Below are 18,110 nucleotides of genomic sequence, written 5' to 3'. Positions count from 1 at the left end.
GTGCGATCGGGCGTCAGCGCAGCAGTGCGCGGCTCATCACGACGCGCTGGATCTGGTTCGTTCCCTCGTAGATCTGGGTGATCTTGGCGTCGCGCATCATGCGCTCGACCGGGAAGTCACGCGTGTAGCCCGCGCCGCCGAACAGCTGCACGGCGTCGGTGGTCACCTGCATCGCGACGTCGGAGGCGAAACACTTCGACGCCGAGCTGATGAAGCCGAGGTTCTTCTCGCCACGCTCGGCACGCGCGGCCGAGGTGTAGACCATGAGACGTGCGGCCTCGAGGTTCATCGCCATGTCGGCGATCATGAACTCGACGCCCTGGAACGAACTGATCGGCTTGCCGAACTGCTTGCGCTCCTTGACATATGCGATCGCGGCGTCGAGCGCGCCCTGGGCAATGCCGACGGCCTGCGCACCGATCGTCGGGCGGGTGTGGTCGAGGGTCTGCAGCGCGGTCTTGAAGCCGGTGCCCTCCTCGCCGATGATCCGGTCGGCCGGAATGGTGCAGTCCTCGAAGTACAGTTCAGCGGTCGGCGAACCCTTGATGCCGAGCTTCTTCTCCAACGGACCGACGGTGAAGCCCGGATCGTCCTTGTGCACCATGAACGCGGAGATGCCGTTGGCACCCTTTTCCGGGTCGGTCACGGCCATCACCGTGTACCAGGTGGACTTGCCGCCGTTGGTGATCCAACACTTGGTGCCGTTGATGACCCAGTTGTCGCCCTCCTTGCGGGCGCGCGTCTTCATCGACGCTGCGTCGGAACCCGCCTCGCGCTCGGACAGCGCATACGACGCCATTGCCTCCCCGGCGGCGATCGACGGCAGAACCTGCTTCTTGAGCTCCTCGGAGCCGTTGAGGATGAGCCCCATCGTGCCGAGCTTGTTGACCGCCGGGATCAACGAGGCCGACGCATCGACGCGTGCGACCTCTTCGATGACGATGCACGCGGCGATCGAATCAGCGCCCTGGCCGTCGTACTCCTCGGGCACGTGGATGGCATTGAAACCCGACGCGACGAGGGCATCGAGGGCTTCTTGCGGGAATCGCGCGTTTTCGTCGACGTCCTTGGCGTAGGGCTCGATCTCCTTCTCGGAGAGGGCGCGGATGGCCTCGCGCAGTGCGATGTGCTCCTCCGGCAACTCGAAAACGTGGAAATCGGGATTTCCGTAACCCATGGTGGCTCCTCAATCGGTGGATTCGGTCGACGACACTGAGTGCCACGATACTCGCTTGCATCGTGCGCTGTCGACACTCGGTGCCACTCGCTTAGTGATCGGGCTCGCCGACCTTCTTGCGGAGTGCGAGCGGGAACACCAACCACAGTGCGCCGAACAACACGGTGACCGCCACACCAGCGCACACTGCCGCGACCGTCGATGACGTGGTCACCTCGAATACGACGGCGACTGCACCCACGAGGGCCACGCCGAGCAGCAGCAGACCGACGTAAGCCATCCGGTGGGCGACGGTCACGATGAGCTCGAGTTGATGTCGTCGGAACAGCGCACGGTGCAACGCGACTGGCGCTGCCAGCAGAATCGCCGCGGCGATCGCCGCGGACACGGTGACCAGGTAGACGGTCCGAAATCCGTGTCCGAGGTGGTCGAACCTGTTCTGGAACGGCAGGGTCAGCAGGAAACCTGTCAGGATCTGCACGCCCGTCTGCACCACGCGCAGTTCCTGCAGCAGAGCCGACCAGTTCCGGTCGAGCCGCTGGGTCGTGGTCTCCGCTCGCGCAGCCTCGTTCCACTCGGCGTCGCCTTCGGGGTGGGCCATGGATCCATGGTCGCACCGCGGCGCCGCGAACATAGTCGAACTGCACCTGAGTTCCTACGCGTCGCCCGCGAACGCAGAACCGTCAGTGTCGGCGCGCGGCCCGGTCCTCATCCAGTTGATCGGCCACCGCGCGCGAGATCTCATCCGCGCTCATCCCGGCCGGATAGGTGATGACCGCAACCTCAGGCCTCCGGGTGGCACCGAGGGCCAACCGGATTCTGGCGAGATCCCTCCGCAGCCGCTCGAGCGTCGCATCGGCGTCGCCCCGGATCATCGAACGAAGCAGATAGTTGTGCGCCGACGTGATCGCCGCTGCGAAGGCGACGATGTGCACCGGCGATTCGTCGGGGAGCCGCGCACGCAGATGCTCTTCGAACACGCGCTGATAGCGGTAGGTGGTCACGAGTTCGCGCTCACGCAGCGCGGACACCTTCGACACGACCTCCATACGACGAACTGCCAGGTCACGGCTTGTGAGGAAGTGAACGAACACCAATTCGGCCGCCGTGCACACCGCCGCCCAGGGATCGGAGTCGCCGCTGTCGGCGAGTTGTTCTGCGACGGCGGCCAGCAGCACCTCGTGGTCGGCGAAGATCATGTCCTCCTTCGACCTGAACTGTCGGAAGAGGGTCCGCCTGGACACGCCGGCGGCAGCTGCGATCTGATCGACCGTCGTCGACTCGTACCCGTTCTCGCTGAACAGACGGATCGACGCCGCGACGACCTCCGTGCGGAGGTCGATCGTCCCTCCCGCGGTGTCACTCGGTGCCATCTTTTCAGATTAGCCCCGACTGAGCGTGGTTCGCGTTCACCGGCTGGCACCAGCGGGCTCACACGCTCCCGGCGTGAGCCCTCAGTCCACGGCCTGCTTGCGCAACTCGAACTTGAGGACCTTGCCCGTCGACGTGCGCGGCAGTTCGTCGGCGAAGACGATGTCGCGCGGGATCTTATAGCCCGCCAACAACGTTCGCGCGTAGTCGATCAGTTCCTCCGCGGTGAGCGACTGCCCTTCCTTCAGCAGGACATAGGCACGCGGCCGCTCACCCCATTTCTCGTCGGGTACGCCCACCACGGCGACGTCGAGAACCGAATCGTGACTCACCAGTGCCTGTTCGACCTCGATCGTCGAGATGTTCTCGCCGCCCGAGATGATGATGTCCTTGGCACGATCGCGCAGCTGGATGTAGCCGTCGGGATGCATGACGCCGAGGTCGCCGGTGTGAAACCAGCCGCCCTCGAACGCCTTACGCGTTGATTCGGGATCCTTGAAGTATCCGGCCATGATGTTGTTGCCGCGCATCACTATCTCACCGATCGTCTCGCCATCGGCGGGCACGTCGACGAGCGGAACAGTCCCCTGTTCGACGACCCGCACCGGCTCGGCTTGGACCATTCCGACACCCTGGAGCGACAGCTTGGTCGCACGGTCGGCGGCGTCGAGATCGTTCCACGCCTCCTGATACTCGCAAATCGTGTACGGCCCATAGCTTTCGGTGAGTCCGTACACGTGGACCACGGCGATGTCGAGCGCCGCGAGGGCTCCGATAACCGTCGGCGACGGTGGTGCACCCGCCGTCGTGATGCGCAGCGGCGCGTCGAGTCGGTGTGCGCGCGGCGAGCCAGCGATGGTGATGAGCACCGTCGGCGCTCCACACAGATTGGTGACGCCGAGGTCGTCGATCGCGTCCCATACCGCGTCGCCGCGTACGAGCCGCAGGCAGACGTGCATCGCCGACGCCGCGGTGACCGCCCACGGGGTGCACCACCCGTTGCAGTGGAACATCGGCAGCGTCCACAGGTAGCGAGTCGTGCCGGTGAAGTGGTTGTGGTGCATTTCGCCGAGCGCGTTGAGATAGGCACCGCGGTGCGTATACATCACGCCCTTGGGTTTTCCTGTCGTGCCCGAGGTGTAGTTGATGCTGATGACGCGGTCTTCGTCGTCGACAGTCCACGGCAGCGGGGCCTGATCGAGTTCGTCCGCGCTCGCGACATACTCTGCGTACGAACGCAACCCGCCGATGCCGGACGCGTCGACGTCACCGGGAACCGGCCCGAACTCAGGGTCGGCGATCTCGATGTAGGAGGTCACCTCCGGCACCTCGTCGGCGATGGCCGCGACGGTGTGTCGGTACTCCGCGTCGAAGAACAGGGTGGTGACCCCAGCGTGATTGAGGATGTAGACCAGTTCCGGGCCCGCGAGGCGGGAGTTGAGCGCAACCAGCACCCCACCCGCCAGCGGGACCGCGAAATGTGCGACGAGTAGTTCCGGCACGTTGGGCGCCAGGTAGGCGATACGCTCACCCGGCCTGATCGTCGACCGTAGTACTCGCGCCACGCGCTGTACCTCGTCGCCGAGCTCCGCGTAGCTGACCGACCTCGCGCCGTAGCGGATGGCGGTGCGCTCGCCGAATACGTCGACCGACCGTTGCAGGAACCGCAAGGGGGTCAACTCTGACCGGTTGGCCGAGCCGCAGTCGATGCGGTCGAACTCGGCGTCGAGCTCTGCCGCGGCGGCAGTCGGATCGGTTGTCAGTGACGACACAGTGATCTCCCAAGTGAGCACACACGCGCGCGAGTGGTACCCGCGACAATTGACGTCCCTCTACGATATGGACCACACTCGTGGGCACGCCACCCCCACAAGGGGTGGTGCGACGGGTGTTGTGGGGTCGGGAGGAGTTGTGGGGTCGGAGGGAACCGACCGACACGCGGTCACCGAACGCCGCGAGTTCTGCAACACACCGCACTGACGAACTATCGTGACCACAAGCCGAGCCCGTGGGGGGATCACTTGAAGTACGCCGACGCCCAATCAGCCCGTGACAGCGTCCGCACAGGAGGTTCGCGATCCGGTTCCGCGATCGGTGCAGCGCTCCTGGGAGTCGGGATGGTCTCCTCACTCGCGTCGCATATGTCGCCGGTGAATCAGGTGTCGGCGGCCGATCAGGTGGCGGCGGCGACCAGCGCCCCGAATCCGACAGTCGCGGCTGACGTACGCCTCGCCGCGCAGAATTCGGTCGCGCACGTCCCCGAGAACATCGCGCAGACGATCGCCAACATCCCGTCCGTCGAGTACGAGGCGATCAACAAGACCAGCGATGCCTTCGAGAACTCCGGGAACTGGTGGCTCTACATCCCGACCAACGTGGTCGGATTCGACCAGCAGGACAAGGAAAAACTCGAAGGCCTCACCCTGTTGATGGTCCCGATACCCCTTGTGGCACAGGCGAACTACGACCAATGGTGGCTCTCGTTGGCCGCCAACGCACCGATGACGCCCAACTGCACCGGCATTCCAGGACCGTGTTCGGACGTCTTCTACTTCGACCAGTACGGCACCGTGCCGACGTGGCAGCTGGTACTCGGCTACACCTTCCCGGAGATCCGCAACACGATCGACCCCGACCACGACACCTACACGACACCGGAAGGCAAGGTCGTCCACATACAGCCCGACTGGTCGGGCAAGACCTACAAGCTCGACCCGTGGGGTCCGCAGCGGGCGATCTGGGAGACACTCACCCAGAAACCGACCGGATATCGGGCAGCGCCGACGATCGATCAGTGGGCCAAGAGCTTCCAACGCCTCGGCAATGCGATGTGGATCGGGCTCAATCCCAACGTCGAGGGCACCTACTGCCTGCCGTGCCAGCTCGGAGGGACAGTCGGAGCACCCGACTCATTACCCAAGCAGTACCTGTTCGGCAACTACTACACGTTCTTCGACTTCGGGCAACCACACACCCGGCACGACTGGGTGTACAACCGTCCCGATTACGACGAGACCAAGCGTGAGGACTGGGTCGAGGTACGCAACGGATGGGACCCGAAGGTCCAGCAGGAGCTGATCGCCGACGCCAGGGCGGCGACGACACCGCAGGCGCTGCGCGACAGCACCGACGAGTTCTTCCGCACCATGGACGCGATCGGCAAGGAACTCGACAAGAACATCGCCGTCAACATCGAAGGACTGCAGAAGGCGTTCGGCGTCACTCTGCAGTCCGGGCAGCAGCTTCTCGACGACATCGGCGACTCGTTCAGCCCGCGGGGCACTCGCACGGCAGAACCCGCCGCCGTGGCCAGCAAGAATCCCGGTCCGGCTGCACCCACGCACACGGCGGCCGCGTCGCACGTGGCGTCGCCAAGCACCGGGTCGTCGACCGAGCGCACCGTGGCGAACACACCGGCGGTTGTCACGCCGTCGACGTCTGCCGCTTCGGCACCCACACCCGCCGCCGACCCCGTCGGATCACAGATCGCACAGTTCGAAAAAGCGGCTCGCGATTTTCTCGCACCACTCACCGGAACTCCGACCGCCGCGCCGTCCCCCGGGGCGCACGCCGCCGTAGCCGACGTGACCTCGGTCGGCAAGCACCGCGCATCAGGGGGTGCCCACCGGGCGGCTTCCTGAGAAGTAATCCACGACACGCCCTCCGATCCGTAACGTGGACACCATGTCGACAACCGAGCATCCCTCGCCGCCCAGCACCGACAGCACCATCGACGATCCGCAGACCGACTCACAAAGTTCGACGACCCCCGACGACGCAAGTGAGCTGTTCGGCGCCGATCGTGAGTTGCTGGTCGACAACCTCCGCTACGTCCTCGACGGGCGGTGGCGCGCGACTCGTGACGATGTCCGCACGCGCTCCAACCGCGCCGATCTCCTGCCTGATCCGTCGAGGACCCTCGAGCAGGCCAGGACGCGCATTCTCGACGAGATGCGTGAACTCTCCGCGCAGGGGTTCGCATCTGCCGGGTTCGGCGCGGACCATGGGGGTACCGGCGACATCGGGGCGTCGATCACCGCGATCGAGATGCTCGGCTACGCCGACCTGTCGTTGATGGTCAAGGCAGGTGTGCAATGGGGCCTATGGGGTGGAGCGGTCGAGAACCTGGGCACCGCAAGGCATCACGAGAAATATGTCGCCGACACCATCAATCTGGATCTCCTCGGTTGCTTCGCGATGACCGAAACCGGCCACGGCTCCAACGTGCAGGCGCTCGAGACCACCGCGACCTACGACGCCGCTACCAAAGAGTTCGTCATCCACTCGCCGACGCCGTCGGCGCGTAAGGACTACATCGGCGGCGCCGCCGAACATGCCCGCTATGCAGCGGTTTTCGCCCAGCTGATCACCGCAGGGCCCGGCCAGGAGCCGGAAAGCTATGGCGTGCACTGTTTCGTGGTACCGATCCGCGACGCCGACGGCAACGACCTGCCGGGCGTCACCACGAGCGACTGCGGCTACAAGGGCGGCCTCGCAGGCGTCGACAACGGACGCATTCTCTTCGACAGCGTCCGCATCCCCAGGGAGAACCTGCTCAACCGATACGCCGACGTCGAAGACGATGGTACGTACTCGTCGCCCATCGACAATCCCAACCGCCGGTTCTTCACCATGCTCGGCACGCTGATCCGTGGTCGGATCTCGGTTGCGGCAACGGCGGGGGCGGCGTCGCGCAAGGCGCTCGCAATCGCAACCCGATACGGATTGGTGCGCAGGCAGTTCGACGCTCCCGGCGACGAAGACGAGATCGTCGTGCTCGACTATCTCGGCCACCAGCGCAAGTTGCTGCCGCTGATCGCGAAGTCGTACGCGGTGGCGATGGCGCAGAACGAGTTGACCGAGGAGCTGCACGAGGTCCAGAGCGCTTCGCCCGACGATTCGGACGCGGGACGGCAGCGCGAACTCGAAGCGAGCGCCGCAGGGCTCAAGGCCTATGCGACATGGCACGCCTCACACTCCATCAACGTGGCCCGCGAAGCGTGCGGCGGCGCAGGCTATCTCGACGAGAACCAGATCTCGATCATCCGCGGCGACATCGACGTCTTCACCACCTTCGAAGGCGACAACACGGTGCTCACGCAGCTAGTGGCCAAGGAGGTGTTGTCGGCATACGCCGACGACGTCCAGGGCCTTTCCGCAGGCGGTTGGGTGCGGTTCATCGCATCAATGGCGCGCGACGTCGTCGTCGAGAAAACTGCTGTGCGACAAGTGGTTCAGACGCTGCTCGAGAGCTCGGACGAAGACACCGAGAAGTCGGCACTGACCAACCGCGGAACGCAGATCCGGCTGTTCCGAAATCGCGAGGACCACCTCGTACGCACGTGTGCGCAGCGTCTCCGTCGGGCCACCGACGACGACAACGACGCATTCGAGGTGTTCAACAACGCGCAGGATCATCTGCTCAAGGTCGGGCAGGCACGCACCGAACGCGTCGTGCTGGAGGCCTTCGTCCAGGCCATCAACGACTGCGATTCGCGTGCTGCGGCCGAGTTGCTCGGCAAGGTGTGCGACCTGTTCGTCTACTCGGCCCTCGAAGCCGACCTCGGCTGGTTCATGATGCACCGCCACATCTCCGTGGAACGCGCCAAGGCGATTCGACGCGGCGTGAACGAACTTTGCCGCGACCTGCGCCCCTACGCGGCGACGCTCGTCGATGCATTCGGTATCCCCGAGGAGCTCATGGGCGCGCCGATGATCGAGAATCACTGACCCACGTCGTCGAGCGGATTCAGCTCGGGCAATCGCCCGGGGTGTCTCCGCTCGGCGCGGGTCGAAGTCCGACTACTGCTCGGACCCACCGGGCCCGACACCGAGTTTCACCGCGAGATGCGCCTCGGTGAGTTCCTGTCGGAAGCGTTCGACGTCGCGTGCCCACGCCTGAGCGAGCTTGCCGTCGACGAGTTTCACACCCACACCCTTTCGGCGACGCGGAACTCCCGCCAACTCGCCGAGAGCGGGCGCGCTCTCCCACTTCTCGTGTTCGCTGCCGTTGTTGGCGGGGTACACCGTGTCGATGTCGGCGAGCGGCATGAGCAGGGTTCCCTGCTGCAGGGTGGCCTCGGTGAGTTCGACGCCGACGTGCCGCCGGGCCGCATACACCTGCACGATCGAGAACAGGGTGATGATCGCCCCGAGGATCGAGATCCACAACCAGTGCACCCGACCGGGTCCGACGATGTCCATCACGAGCACCGCGCCCGCGAGCACCGGGCCGATAGCCACGACCCACCAGCTACCGCCCTGCTCGACGAACAGCGTCTCACCGCGATCCTCGGGCGCCGGGACACGATCGGCGGGGTCCGCGGTGCCGTCGACGGAATCGTCGGTGCCCTCGGCGGAATCGTCGGTGCCCTCGGCGGAATCGTCGGTGCCCTCGGCGGAATCGTCGGTGCCCTCGGCGGGATCTTCGATGCCGTCGGCGGTTTCTTCGGTGCCGTCGGCGGTTTCTTCGGTGCCGTCGGCGGGATCCGCGGTGCCGTCGGCGGGATCCGCGGTGCCGTCGGCGGTTTCTTCGATGCCGTCGGCGGGGTCGTCAGCGGCAGGTGTCACGCAATGTCCCGTTTCCGGTCCTGCTTGCTACGAGCGGTGGCGGCGCTCTTGTCGCCCGACCTCTTCTCAGCAGGTCTGGTGTTGCCGCCCGGCCTGTTCTTGCCGGCCGACGAGCGGCCCTTGGCGCCTGCTTTTCCCTTGCCCGCGGATGCCGACTTCTCCGGGCACTCCGGCGGACTGCCCGCGTTGAACCAGGCGTCTGCTTCGGGGCGGTATGCCAGCAGCGAGCCGAACAGTCCGATGACTGCGGCGAGCAGCGTGAACGCGAGGGCGGGATCGCCGAAACTCAACAAGACGAGCATGATCACCACGACGAGCGTGAGGGCCGCCAGCGAGGAACGCCATCGCGCGTCACCGACATACGCCTTGCTCCCGAGCAGCACGTACGCCACACCGACGGCGATCACGATGATGCCGATACCGATGGGCAGCAGCGTCGGGCCGGCCGCGAAGATGCCGGCCACGATGTAGCCGACGCCCAGCAACCCCAACAGGACACCCGACGCGATCCAGCATCGATACGCCCAGGTCACCATTTTCGGGCGTTTACTTGCATCAGGAAGGGTCACTGCTTTGCTTTCTCTCCGTCGGCGGCTGTGTGTGCGGCGTCGACTCGTTCGTGGGGGTGTCGAGGGGTGGCCCGTCGGAGTCGCCCTCTACCCGGGAAGAGTAGTCGCCATCGCGTGATCCCGACGGCATGCCGGTGGGATTCGGGTCGACCTGGGGAGATGTCGACGGACCTGTCGTCGGAGGTTGCCAACCCCGGCGGCGCGCTTCCTCCTCCCAGGAGGTCGGTGACGACGGGTACTGGGGATACACCGGCGGCTGCGGATACTGCTGCGACGTGGGCTGTTGACCGTACGAGGACTGCCCATACGGCCCCTGACCTGCGGGCGGTTGACCTTGACCGTACGGGGGCGGGTACGACTGCACCGGGTACATCGGCTGGGGCTGGAACCGGGGCTGACGGCGATACTCGGCCATCGCCCGACAGTAGGCATCGGACTCGCGCCGCAACAGCAAGACGGTCGCGCCCAGCGCGGCGATACCGGAGATGATCAGGGGGATTCCCACCCACCAGGGCTCGACCCCGGCGATCAGAGACGAGACCATGTCGATGAGGACGAAGGCGCCCATCGCGCCGAGCAGAACCCTGGCCCAGTTGTAGCCCTTGCGGGCGAACCAGACGAACGTCAACGAGATCGCCGACATCACCACGGCTGTGATGACGATTACCGTGACGATGAAACCCGTCGACGTGAACATGTCGGTCTCCGAGCGCGGGGTGTCGGCCGGGAGGTTGGCGACGTTCTCCTCCATGACCTTGCGGAGCGCCGGATACTGCAGGATGGCGGTGATCGTCCTGGCGATGACGACGACGATCCACAGCTCACACGCGATAGCGACCGAGTCGGGCAGCTTCGGGCGTTCACGGGTCACGTCGGGCCGCGAGGGTCCCTGGTCACGACGCGGATCGAGGAATTGCGACATATCTCCAGCGTAATGAACGCAGTTTGGTGAACGATGAGCGCCCGCGAAGCGGACCTGCGTACACAACTCGAGCGTCAGCGCGAGGCCACGACAATAATCTCGATGACGACGCGCTGGGGGCGCGATTGTGTACGGCGAGCGGCAGTGGACGGCCCATCAACTACCGCAAGAGGCCTATGCCAACGCGGCAGCGACCTCAGCTGCCCAATACGTGAGGATGATCGAGGCACCGGCGCGCTTGATGGAGGTCAGTGACTCGAGGATCGCTGCGTCACGATCGATCCAGCCGCGCTCGGCGGCGGCGGTGATCATCGAGTATTCGCCCGAGATCTGATACGCGGCGACGGGTACGTCCGAGATCTCCGCGACGTCGCGGACGATGTCGAGATAACTCATCGCGGGTTTGACCATCACGATGTCGGCGCCCTCATCGAGGTCCAGACGCACCTCACGGAGCGCTTCGGTGCGGTTCGACCCGTCCTGCTGATAGGTGCGGCGGTCGCCCTCGAGCGACGATCCGACCGCCTCGCGGAACGGTCCGTAGAACGCGGATGCGTACTTCGCGGAGTACGCGAGAATCCCTGTGTCGGTGAGTCCTTCGGCATCCAGCGCTGCGCGGATGGCCGCGACCTGGCCGTCCATCATGCCCGACGGGCCGAGTAGGTGCGCCCCGGCGCGCGCTTGCGCGAGGGACATCGAGACGTAGCGGTCGAGGGTGGCGTCGTTGTCGACGCGACCGTCGGCGGCGAGCACGCCGCAGTGCCCGTGGTCGGTGAACTCGTCGAGGCAGGTGTCGGCCATCAGCACCGTCGAATCACCGAGATCGTCTGCTAGGACGCGTAATCCGCGGTTGAGGATGCCGTCGGGGTCGTCGGCGCCCGAGCCGACGGCATCCTTGTCGTCTGCCGTGGGCACGCCGAACAGCATGAGTCCGCCGACGCCTGCGCGCACTGCCTCGTCGGCCGCCTTACGCAGCGAGTCGAGGGTGTGCTGCACGACACCGGGCATGGACTCGATCGGTCGCGGATCGTCGATGCCGTCGGCGACGAACATCGGCAAGACGAGATCGGCCGGCCGGAGTGCGTTCTGCGCGACGAGCCGACGCATTGCCGGCGTGGTGCGCAACCTACGGGGACGGATCACAGGTGCCATAGGACCAGCCTACGACCGCGAGCGGCGCGACTTCTTACGCGGCGGCGGCAGTGCCCCCTCTGCCCGCAACCGAGCGGCGTGCTCGGCGAGGGCGTCGACCAGTTCGGTCACCGATGCCGACTCCGGCTGCACGTCGACGCGCAGACCGAATTCGGTTGCGGTCTCGGCAGTCTTGGGGCCGATACAGGCAACGATGGTGCGTGCGTGCGGCTTTCCGGCGATACCGACGAGGTTGCGGACCGTCGAACTCGAGGTGAAGCAGACAGCGTCGAATCCGCCGGTCTTGATCATCTCGCGCGTCTCGGCGGGCGGCGGTGCCGCTCGCACGGTGCGGTAGGCGGTGACGTCGTCGATCTCCCAGCCCCGGTCGCGCAGACCCTCCGAGAGCGTCTCGGTCGCGATGTCGGCGCGCGGCAACAGGATTCGGTCCACAGGGTCGAAGACGTCGTCGTACGGCGGGAAGTCGTCGAGAAGTCCGAGGCTCGACTGCTCACCGGAGGGGACCAACTCGGGGTTGATACCGAAGGTGCGCACCTTCTCGGCCGTCGCCTCGCCGACGCACGCGATCTTCACGCCCGAGAATGCACGGGCGTCGAGTCCGAACTCGGCGAACTTCTCCCACACGGCGCGCACGGCGTTGGTCGAGGTGAACACGACCCACTGGTAGCGGCCGTCGACGAGTCCCTTGACGGCGCGTTCCATCTGGGCGGGGCTGCGCGGCGGCTCGACCGCGATGGTCGGGACCTCCTTGGGCATCGCGCCGTGGCTGACGAGGCGCTCGCTCATGTCGCCGGCCTGGTCCTTGGTCCGCGGCACCAGAACGGTCCAGCCGTACAGTGCGCGCGATTCCCACCAGGAGAGCTTCCCGCGCTGGCTGACGACCTTGCCGATGGTCAGGATCAGCGGTCCGGTGAGCGCGTTGCCCTGCTCGTTGAGCGTTGCCAGCGTGGCCTCGATGGTGCGCTGGGCGCACGTGGTGCCGTTGATGGTGATGGCGACCGGGGTCTGCGGCGCGAGACCGTGCTCGGTCAGCGCGCTCGCGGTCTCGGCGAGGTGACCCGAGGTCGCGTGCAACACGAGCGGTCCGGGTGCTGCGGCGAGCGCTGCCCAGTCGACGCCCTCCGAGCGGACGTCGGCCTCGGTGTGGCTCGAGCCGAGCGGCATGCCCGCGTAGCTCGGGACCACCGATGCTGCCGGGAGGCCGGGAAGAACCTCGAAAGCGATCGCGGTGCGTGAGACGGCGTTGACCTCGGACAGCACCGAATCGGTTGTCAGCGGGTCGCCGGAGACGACGCGCACCACGTCGTCGCCCTCCTTGGCGGCGGCGACCAGCGTGCGCGCGACCTCTGCCGGATCGCCGAGCGCGGGGTGTACGACCTGGTCGTGCTCCTCGTCGCCCTCGGCGTTCTCGACGTCGGCGTCCTGCGCATCGGACGACGCGGCGTCGTCAGTGGCCTTGTCGGCCTTCTTCGCGTCGTTCTTGGTGTTCTTGCGCGCGGATTCCGTCGGTTCGTCACGGTGCGCGGACCCGATCATCGCCACGACGGCTGCCGGCACGTCGGGATCGATGAATGCGGTGGTTGCGCTCGCGATGACGGTTCGCGCGCGCACGGTCAGCAGGTCTGGATCGCCCGGTCCCGATCCCACGAACAGGATCCGGCCCGCTCGACCCGGATTGGCCTTCTTGGTACGGCTCATGCGTTCGCACTCTCCTGCCCTCGCTCCGGAGGGCTGCAGTTCTTCTCTGCTGCTCAGGAGTTGACGAGTTCGCCAGCTCCCAGATCCAGCAGTTCGGCGGCGAGAGTCGCACCGAGTTGGCCGGCGTTCTCGACGGGACCCACCACCGAAGCGCGGATCACATCGGATCCGTCCTCGGCCGCCACCGCCGCGCGAAGCGACAGTTCGGCGAAGATGCGCCCGTCCTCGTCGATCGACTCGACCACTTCGGCTATCGCCCCGACCGGTGCGGTACATCCGGCTTCGAGTGTTGCCAGTACCGCGCGCTCGGCGTCGACCGCCACACGGGTGGCCTCGTCGTCCAACTCGGCGAGTATTCTCACCAGTTCGGCATCGTCGGAGCGGCACTCCACTGCCAGTGCACCCTGCGCCGGTGCCGGTAGCAGCACCACGGGATCGAACGCTTCGGTGACCTCTTCGGCCCTGCCGATGCGGACGAGTCCGGCACGGGCGACCACGACTGCGTCGAGTTCGCCGCCGGCGACTTTGCCCAACCGAGAATCTAGGTTGCCTCGTAGGGGGCGGATTTCCAAACCGAGACCCAATGCTCTAAGCTGCGCGGCCCTCCGCGGGGAGGACGTGCCGATCGTCGCGCCCGGCGGGAGCGCGCCCAACACCAGGTTACCCCTGCTGACCAGGGCATCTCGTGGATCTTCCCGGGGCGGGACCGCCGCGATCCGCAGTCCGGGATCGGGTGCGGTCGGCAGGTCCTTGTACGAGTGGACCGCGACGTCGATCTCGCCCGCGTGCAGCGCGTTGCGGATTGCCGTGGTGAACACCCCGACACCGATCTCGGCGACCGGAGCGGCCGAGGCGTCGCCTGCGGTTCGGATGACGACCAGCTCCGCCGGATGCCCGTTGGCGGTCAATGCGTCGGCGATGGTCTGCGATTGGGTACGCGCGAGCAACGATCCCCGCGTACCGATGCGGATGGGGCTCAACGCTCTCCCTGGTCGGCTGGGTTCTCACCTACGCCGGGCTTACCACCGAGGCCGCTCTCCGGCGCCGATACCGCCTCGGCCGCTCCCGGCTTGAGCTCGAACAACTCACGAAGTGCCTCGGCGTAATGATCACCGTTGGGCGTCGATGCGAGCTGTTTCACGCGCACCGTCGGGGCGTGCAGGAGCTTGTCGACGACGCGTCGAACCGTCTTGGCGACCTCGTCACGCTGGGCACCCTCGAGGCCGGGCAGCCGGGTTTCGAGCCGCAGGATCTCGGCCTCGACGACATCGGCGGCACGCTGCCGCAGCGCTGCCACGGTTGGGGTGACCTCCGCCTGACGCTGCAGGGTGAGGTAGTCGGCCAGCTCGCCACCGACGATCGAGCGCGCGGCGATCGTGTCGTCGTGCGCGGCCTGGGCCTCCGAATCGCCGCGTAGACCCTCGATGTCGACGACGTGCACGCCGGGAAGGCGTGCCGCGGCCGGGTCGACGTTGCGGGGTAGCCCGAGGTCGCAGATGGTCAGCGGTGTCGGTGACACGCGCGCCGCGAGTGCCGAGTGGACGTCGCCGACGCCGACCACGGTCCCGATCGATCCCGTGCACGCGACGACGACGTCGGCCGACGCCATCACTGCCGGGAGGTCGGCGAATCCGACGCCGCGCACGGCGACGCCCGGATGATTGGCTGCGATGTTGCCTGCGAGGTGCTCCGCATTGGCCACGGTGCGGTTGACCACGACGAGCTCTCGAACGCCTTCTCGCGCCAACTGGGCGGTCGCAAGGCCACCCATGGCACCCGCGCCGATCACGACGGCCTTGCGCAGCTGCTGTTCGGGATCGGCCTCGGGTGCGGATGTCCGCAGGAGATGCTGGGCACGGTGCAGCGCAACGGACACGACCGACGCACCCGCGCGGTCGATACCGGTCTCACTGTGGACGCGTTTACCGACACGCAGTGCGTGTTGGGCGAGTTCGTGCAGCGTCCTGCCTGCGGTCTTGTTCGCGTCGGCCTCGAGATAGGCGTTGCGGATCTGACCGAGGATCTGCTGCTCGCCGACGACGATCGAGTCGAGGCCGGCAGCGACGGTGAACAGGTGCTCGACGGCGGCCTCGGAGTAGCGGACGTATGCGTGGCGGGTCAGGTCGTTGATGCCGAGTCCGGAATGATCGCCGAGCACATCGCCGACGGCTTCGAGCGCGGGATGGAATGCGTCGACGACGGCGTAGATCTCGACGCGGTTGCAGGTCGAGACCAGCATCGCCTCGGAGATCGCCCGCGAGGACAGCAGGTCGTCGACCAGCTTGGGTCGATCGTGATCGGACACGGCGAGACGCTCGAGCACGTCGACGGGTGCGCTTCGATGGCTGATTCCGAACAGCAGAACACTCACCGCGTCACCGTTTCCATCTCAGACCTCGCATTGATCATCCTTGATCCACACTCCGCACGTTCATCTGGGCACGTTCATCTCGGGCAGATCGTTGCCGGGGAGGTCGGCCCCGGGGAGGTCGACGTGGCCCTGCTGCCCGCTTTCGGCGACGGACAGCGCGGTACGTGACGCGTGAAACGTCAGCACCTGTAGCTCCAAGGCTAGATCAACGTGTCTGACGACGACATCGGAGTCCGTCGACAAAGTTGCGGCTGTCACGTTCAGCAGCTGTCTGATGCCCGCGGCCATCAACGCATCGGCCGCGCGTTGTGCCTTGTCAGGGCCGGTGGCGATCACGCCGATGTCGACCGACTCGATCGCCGGATCACTCGACAGTGACGCGAGAGAGGCGCACGAAGAGACGACGATGCCGTCGACCACCGTGCCGACGACGGCCGGGTCGTCGTCGAACATCGCGACGATGCGGAAGGTGCGGTCGGTGGCGGTGTGTGCGGCGAGGAGTCGACCGAGCCGCCCGGCACCGACGAGCGCGACGGTGTGCACGGTGTCGGTGTGCAGTGTGAGTGCGATGCGCGCCGTGAGCCGCGCGACGTCGTATCCGACACCGCGGACACCGTTGGCGCCGACGTGCGAGAGGTCCTTGCGGAGAATGGCGGGATTGACCCCTGCTGCGGTCGCGAGCTGCCCGCTGGAGGCGACCAGGACGCCGCGCTGTCCCATCGAACGCAGGACGTGGAGGTAGGTGGCCAGACGGGTCACCGACGGCTCGGGGATGCGATCAGACGCCGACCCGACAGCCATTGCGCACACCCACTTTCGCCCGTCCCGACGGTTCCTCAGCGTAATACGCCGCATATCAGGCGCAGCACGCGACCCGCAGGCGCACTCAGCTGTTCCGGGCCGCCAGATCGGCACGCAGGCGCGGCTCGTCGACCTCCCAGTAGCTGTGCTCCTCGTCGTCGAGCAGTACGACTGGCAGCCGGTCGCCGTACTCGGCGCGCAGTTCCGTCTCACCGGAGTTCGCGGCGACATCGACGTCGACGACGTCGAACTCGACGGACAGATCGCCGCAGATGCGGGAGAGGTCGGCCCGAGCGGCCTCACAGGCCGAGCAGCCGTCGCGGGTGAGCAGAGTGATCGACATCGAACGGACTCCTTCGACGTTGGTGTCAGCCGACGTTGGTGCCAGCACAGTCTGACACCATGACTAGTCTGTGGGGTGAGCAGGCCGCAGGGTTGGCATTCGTGAGAGGTGGAGTGTGGGCGTGACCTCTGAGAACGAGGAGCCGGACCGCAGGGGTTCCGATTCCACCGGGTCCGGTTCGGACGACACGCAACCCGGCGAGGCGAACGCCCCCGAGACACGGGCCGGGGCTCCCGTCGAGGAGCCCGCAGCGCCGTCCCACGGGCAGTCGACGCCGACGGCCGAGGAGCCCGCAGCGGCGCGGGAGCCCTCCGGCGAGGACTGGGAGTTCCACGCCGACGAGGTGGACGGCTCCGGCGGCGACGATGACGACCTGGACGTCGCCGACGACGAGGACTCCGACGACGAGGAGTCCGGTCGGGTCACGACATGGATCTCCGAACGGGCCACTGCCGCAACGGGACGCTTCCGACAGACCGCCCAGGAATTGCGTCAGGCACTCGCGGGCGAGGCATCGGCGCAGGCAGCCGTCGACTCTCTTCGCGCGCGGCCACCCGCCGACATCGAATCCGACGTCGCTGTCGACCTCACCGCCGCGGCATTCTTCGACGTCGACAACACTCTGGTGCAGGGCGCGTCGATCGTGCACTTCGCACGGGGACTCGCGGCGCACAAGTACTTCTCCTACTCCGACGTGCTCGACTTCGCATGGACCCAGGCCAAATTCCGCATCACCGGCAAGGAGAACGCCCAGGACGTCGCGGAGGGTCGCGAGAAGGCGCTGTCGTTCATCGCCGGGCGCGAGACCGCTGAGCTCGCAGCGCTCGGCGAACAGATCTACGACGACTACATCGCCGACAAGATCTGGCCCGGCACAAGGGCTTTGGCGCAACGTCACCTCGACGCCGGCCAGCAGGTGTGGCTCGTCACCGCAACGCCGGTCGAGTTGGCACAGACCATCGCCGACCATCTCGGCCTCACCGGGGCACTCGGCACGGTCGCCGAGAGCGTCGACGGCAAGTTCACCGGCCGACTCGTCGGCGACATCCTGCACGGCCCCGGCAAGGCACACGCCGTGCGCGCGTTGGCGATTCGCGAGGGACTCAACCTCAAGCGGTGCACCGCGTACTCGGACT

The 18,110-nt window shown here is 66.5% G+C and carries 16 protein-coding genes; 3 read left to right on the top strand and 13 right to left on the bottom strand.

From position 1 onward, the window contains the following. Window positions 1–13: 13 nt before the first annotated feature. From GOOTI_RS04565 to GOOTI_RS04550, 4 genes are all read right to left on the bottom strand, one after another. Window positions 14–1,177, bottom strand: a complete 1,164-nt coding sequence (locus GOOTI_RS04565; RefSeq protein ID WP_007237402.1) for an acyl-CoA dehydrogenase — start codon at window positions 1,175–1,177, stop codon at window positions 14–16. 91 nt (window positions 1,178–1,268) lie between these two features. Continuing rightward, window positions 1,269–1,778, bottom strand: a complete 510-nt coding sequence (locus GOOTI_RS04560; protein WP_007237401.1) for a DUF6328 family protein — start codon at window positions 1,776–1,778, stop codon at window positions 1,269–1,271. A gap of 82 nt (window positions 1,779–1,860) precedes the next feature. Beyond that, window positions 1,861–2,550, bottom strand: coding sequence for a TetR/AcrR family transcriptional regulator (locus tag GOOTI_RS04555; RefSeq protein ID WP_007237400.1), 690 nt, complete (start codon window positions 2,548–2,550; stop codon window positions 1,861–1,863). An 81-nt stretch (window positions 2,551–2,631) separates the two neighbouring features. Further along, the gene (locus tag GOOTI_RS04550) at window positions 2,632–4,320 is read right to left on the bottom strand and encodes an AMP-binding protein (RefSeq protein ID WP_007237399.1); all 1,689 of its coding nucleotides are present in this window, start codon (window positions 4,318–4,320) and stop codon (window positions 2,632–2,634) included. Window positions 4,321–4,665: 345 nt separating this feature from the next. Here GOOTI_RS04550 and GOOTI_RS04545 point away from each other — a divergent pair, with 345 nt between their 5' ends. Together GOOTI_RS04545 and GOOTI_RS04540 are read left to right on the top strand one after the other, a co-directional pair. After that, entirely contained in the window at window positions 4,666–6,189 is a 1,524-nt protein-coding gene (locus GOOTI_RS04545; RefSeq protein ID WP_007237398.1) for a hypothetical protein, read from the top strand. Window positions 6,190–6,232: 43 nt separating this feature from the next. Then, complete coding sequence (locus GOOTI_RS04540) at window positions 6,233–8,278, top strand: acyl-CoA dehydrogenase family protein (protein WP_007237397.1); 2,046 nt, start codon at window positions 6,233–6,235, stop codon at window positions 8,276–8,278. A gap of 72 nt (window positions 8,279–8,350) precedes the next feature. On the opposite strand, the gene mce1N is transcribed toward GOOTI_RS04540, so the two are convergent. The 9 genes from mce1N to GOOTI_RS04495 all read right to left on the bottom strand — a co-directional run bounded on the left by mce1N (window position 8,351) and on the right by GOOTI_RS04495 (window position 16,974). Continuing rightward, complete coding sequence (gene mce1N, locus GOOTI_RS04535; protein WP_007237396.1) at window positions 8,351–9,118, bottom strand: transport-regulating membrane protein Mce1N; 768 nt, start codon at window positions 9,116–9,118, stop codon at window positions 8,351–8,353. Then, window positions 9,115–9,654, bottom strand: coding sequence for a hypothetical protein (locus GOOTI_RS04530; protein ID WP_007237395.1), 540 nt, complete (start codon window positions 9,652–9,654; stop codon window positions 9,115–9,117). The genes mce1N and GOOTI_RS04530 overlap by 4 nt, the downstream gene beginning before the upstream one ends. A 19-nt stretch (window positions 9,655–9,673) precedes the next feature. Then, window positions 9,674–10,609, bottom strand: a complete 936-nt coding sequence (locus tag GOOTI_RS04525; protein WP_007237394.1) for a hypothetical protein — start codon at window positions 10,607–10,609, stop codon at window positions 9,674–9,676. A gap of 174 nt (window positions 10,610–10,783) precedes the next feature. Beyond that, window positions 10,784–11,761: a porphobilinogen synthase gene (hemB, locus tag GOOTI_RS04520; protein WP_007237393.1), complete on the bottom strand. Its 978-nt coding sequence runs from the start codon at window positions 11,759–11,761 to the stop codon at window positions 10,784–10,786. Between the two features lie 9 nt (window positions 11,762–11,770). After that, entirely contained in the window at window positions 11,771–13,459 is a 1,689-nt protein-coding gene (locus GOOTI_RS04515) for a bifunctional uroporphyrinogen-III C-methyltransferase/uroporphyrinogen-III synthase (RefSeq protein ID WP_007237392.1), read from the bottom strand. Window positions 13,460–13,512: 53 nt separating this feature from the next. Further along, complete coding sequence (hemC, locus tag GOOTI_RS04510) at window positions 13,513–14,439, bottom strand: hydroxymethylbilane synthase (protein ID WP_007237391.1); 927 nt, start codon at window positions 14,437–14,439, stop codon at window positions 13,513–13,515. Further along, on the bottom strand, window positions 14,436–15,830 hold the full coding sequence (locus GOOTI_RS04505; protein ID WP_007237390.1) for a glutamyl-tRNA reductase: 1,395 nt from the start codon (window positions 15,828–15,830) through the stop codon (window positions 14,436–14,438). The genes hemC and GOOTI_RS04505 overlap by 4 nt, the downstream gene beginning before the upstream one ends. Before the next feature lie 60 nt (window positions 15,831–15,890). Beyond that, window positions 15,891–16,631, bottom strand: a complete 741-nt coding sequence (locus GOOTI_RS04500) for a redox-sensing transcriptional repressor Rex (protein ID WP_007237389.1) — start codon at window positions 16,629–16,631, stop codon at window positions 15,891–15,893. Window positions 16,632–16,716: 85 nt separating this feature from the next. Next, entirely contained in the window at window positions 16,717–16,974 is a 258-nt protein-coding gene (locus GOOTI_RS04495) for a glutaredoxin family protein (protein WP_007237388.1), read from the bottom strand. Between the two features lie 115 nt (window positions 16,975–17,089). Here GOOTI_RS04495 and GOOTI_RS04490 point away from each other — a divergent pair. Further along, window positions 17,090–18,110, top strand: a 1,021-nt coding sequence (locus GOOTI_RS04490) for an HAD family hydrolase (RefSeq protein ID WP_007237387.1), incomplete at its 3' end; no start/stop codon positions are given.

This window comes from Gordonia otitidis NBRC 100426, from assembly GCF_000248075.1.
In the GTDB taxonomy this organism is placed as follows: Bacteria; Actinomycetota; Actinomycetes; order Mycobacteriales; family Mycobacteriaceae; genus Gordonia; species Gordonia otitidis.
The sequence above is the reverse complement of the archived record's forward strand: the minus strand, read 5'-3'. Positions and strand labels throughout refer to the sequence as shown.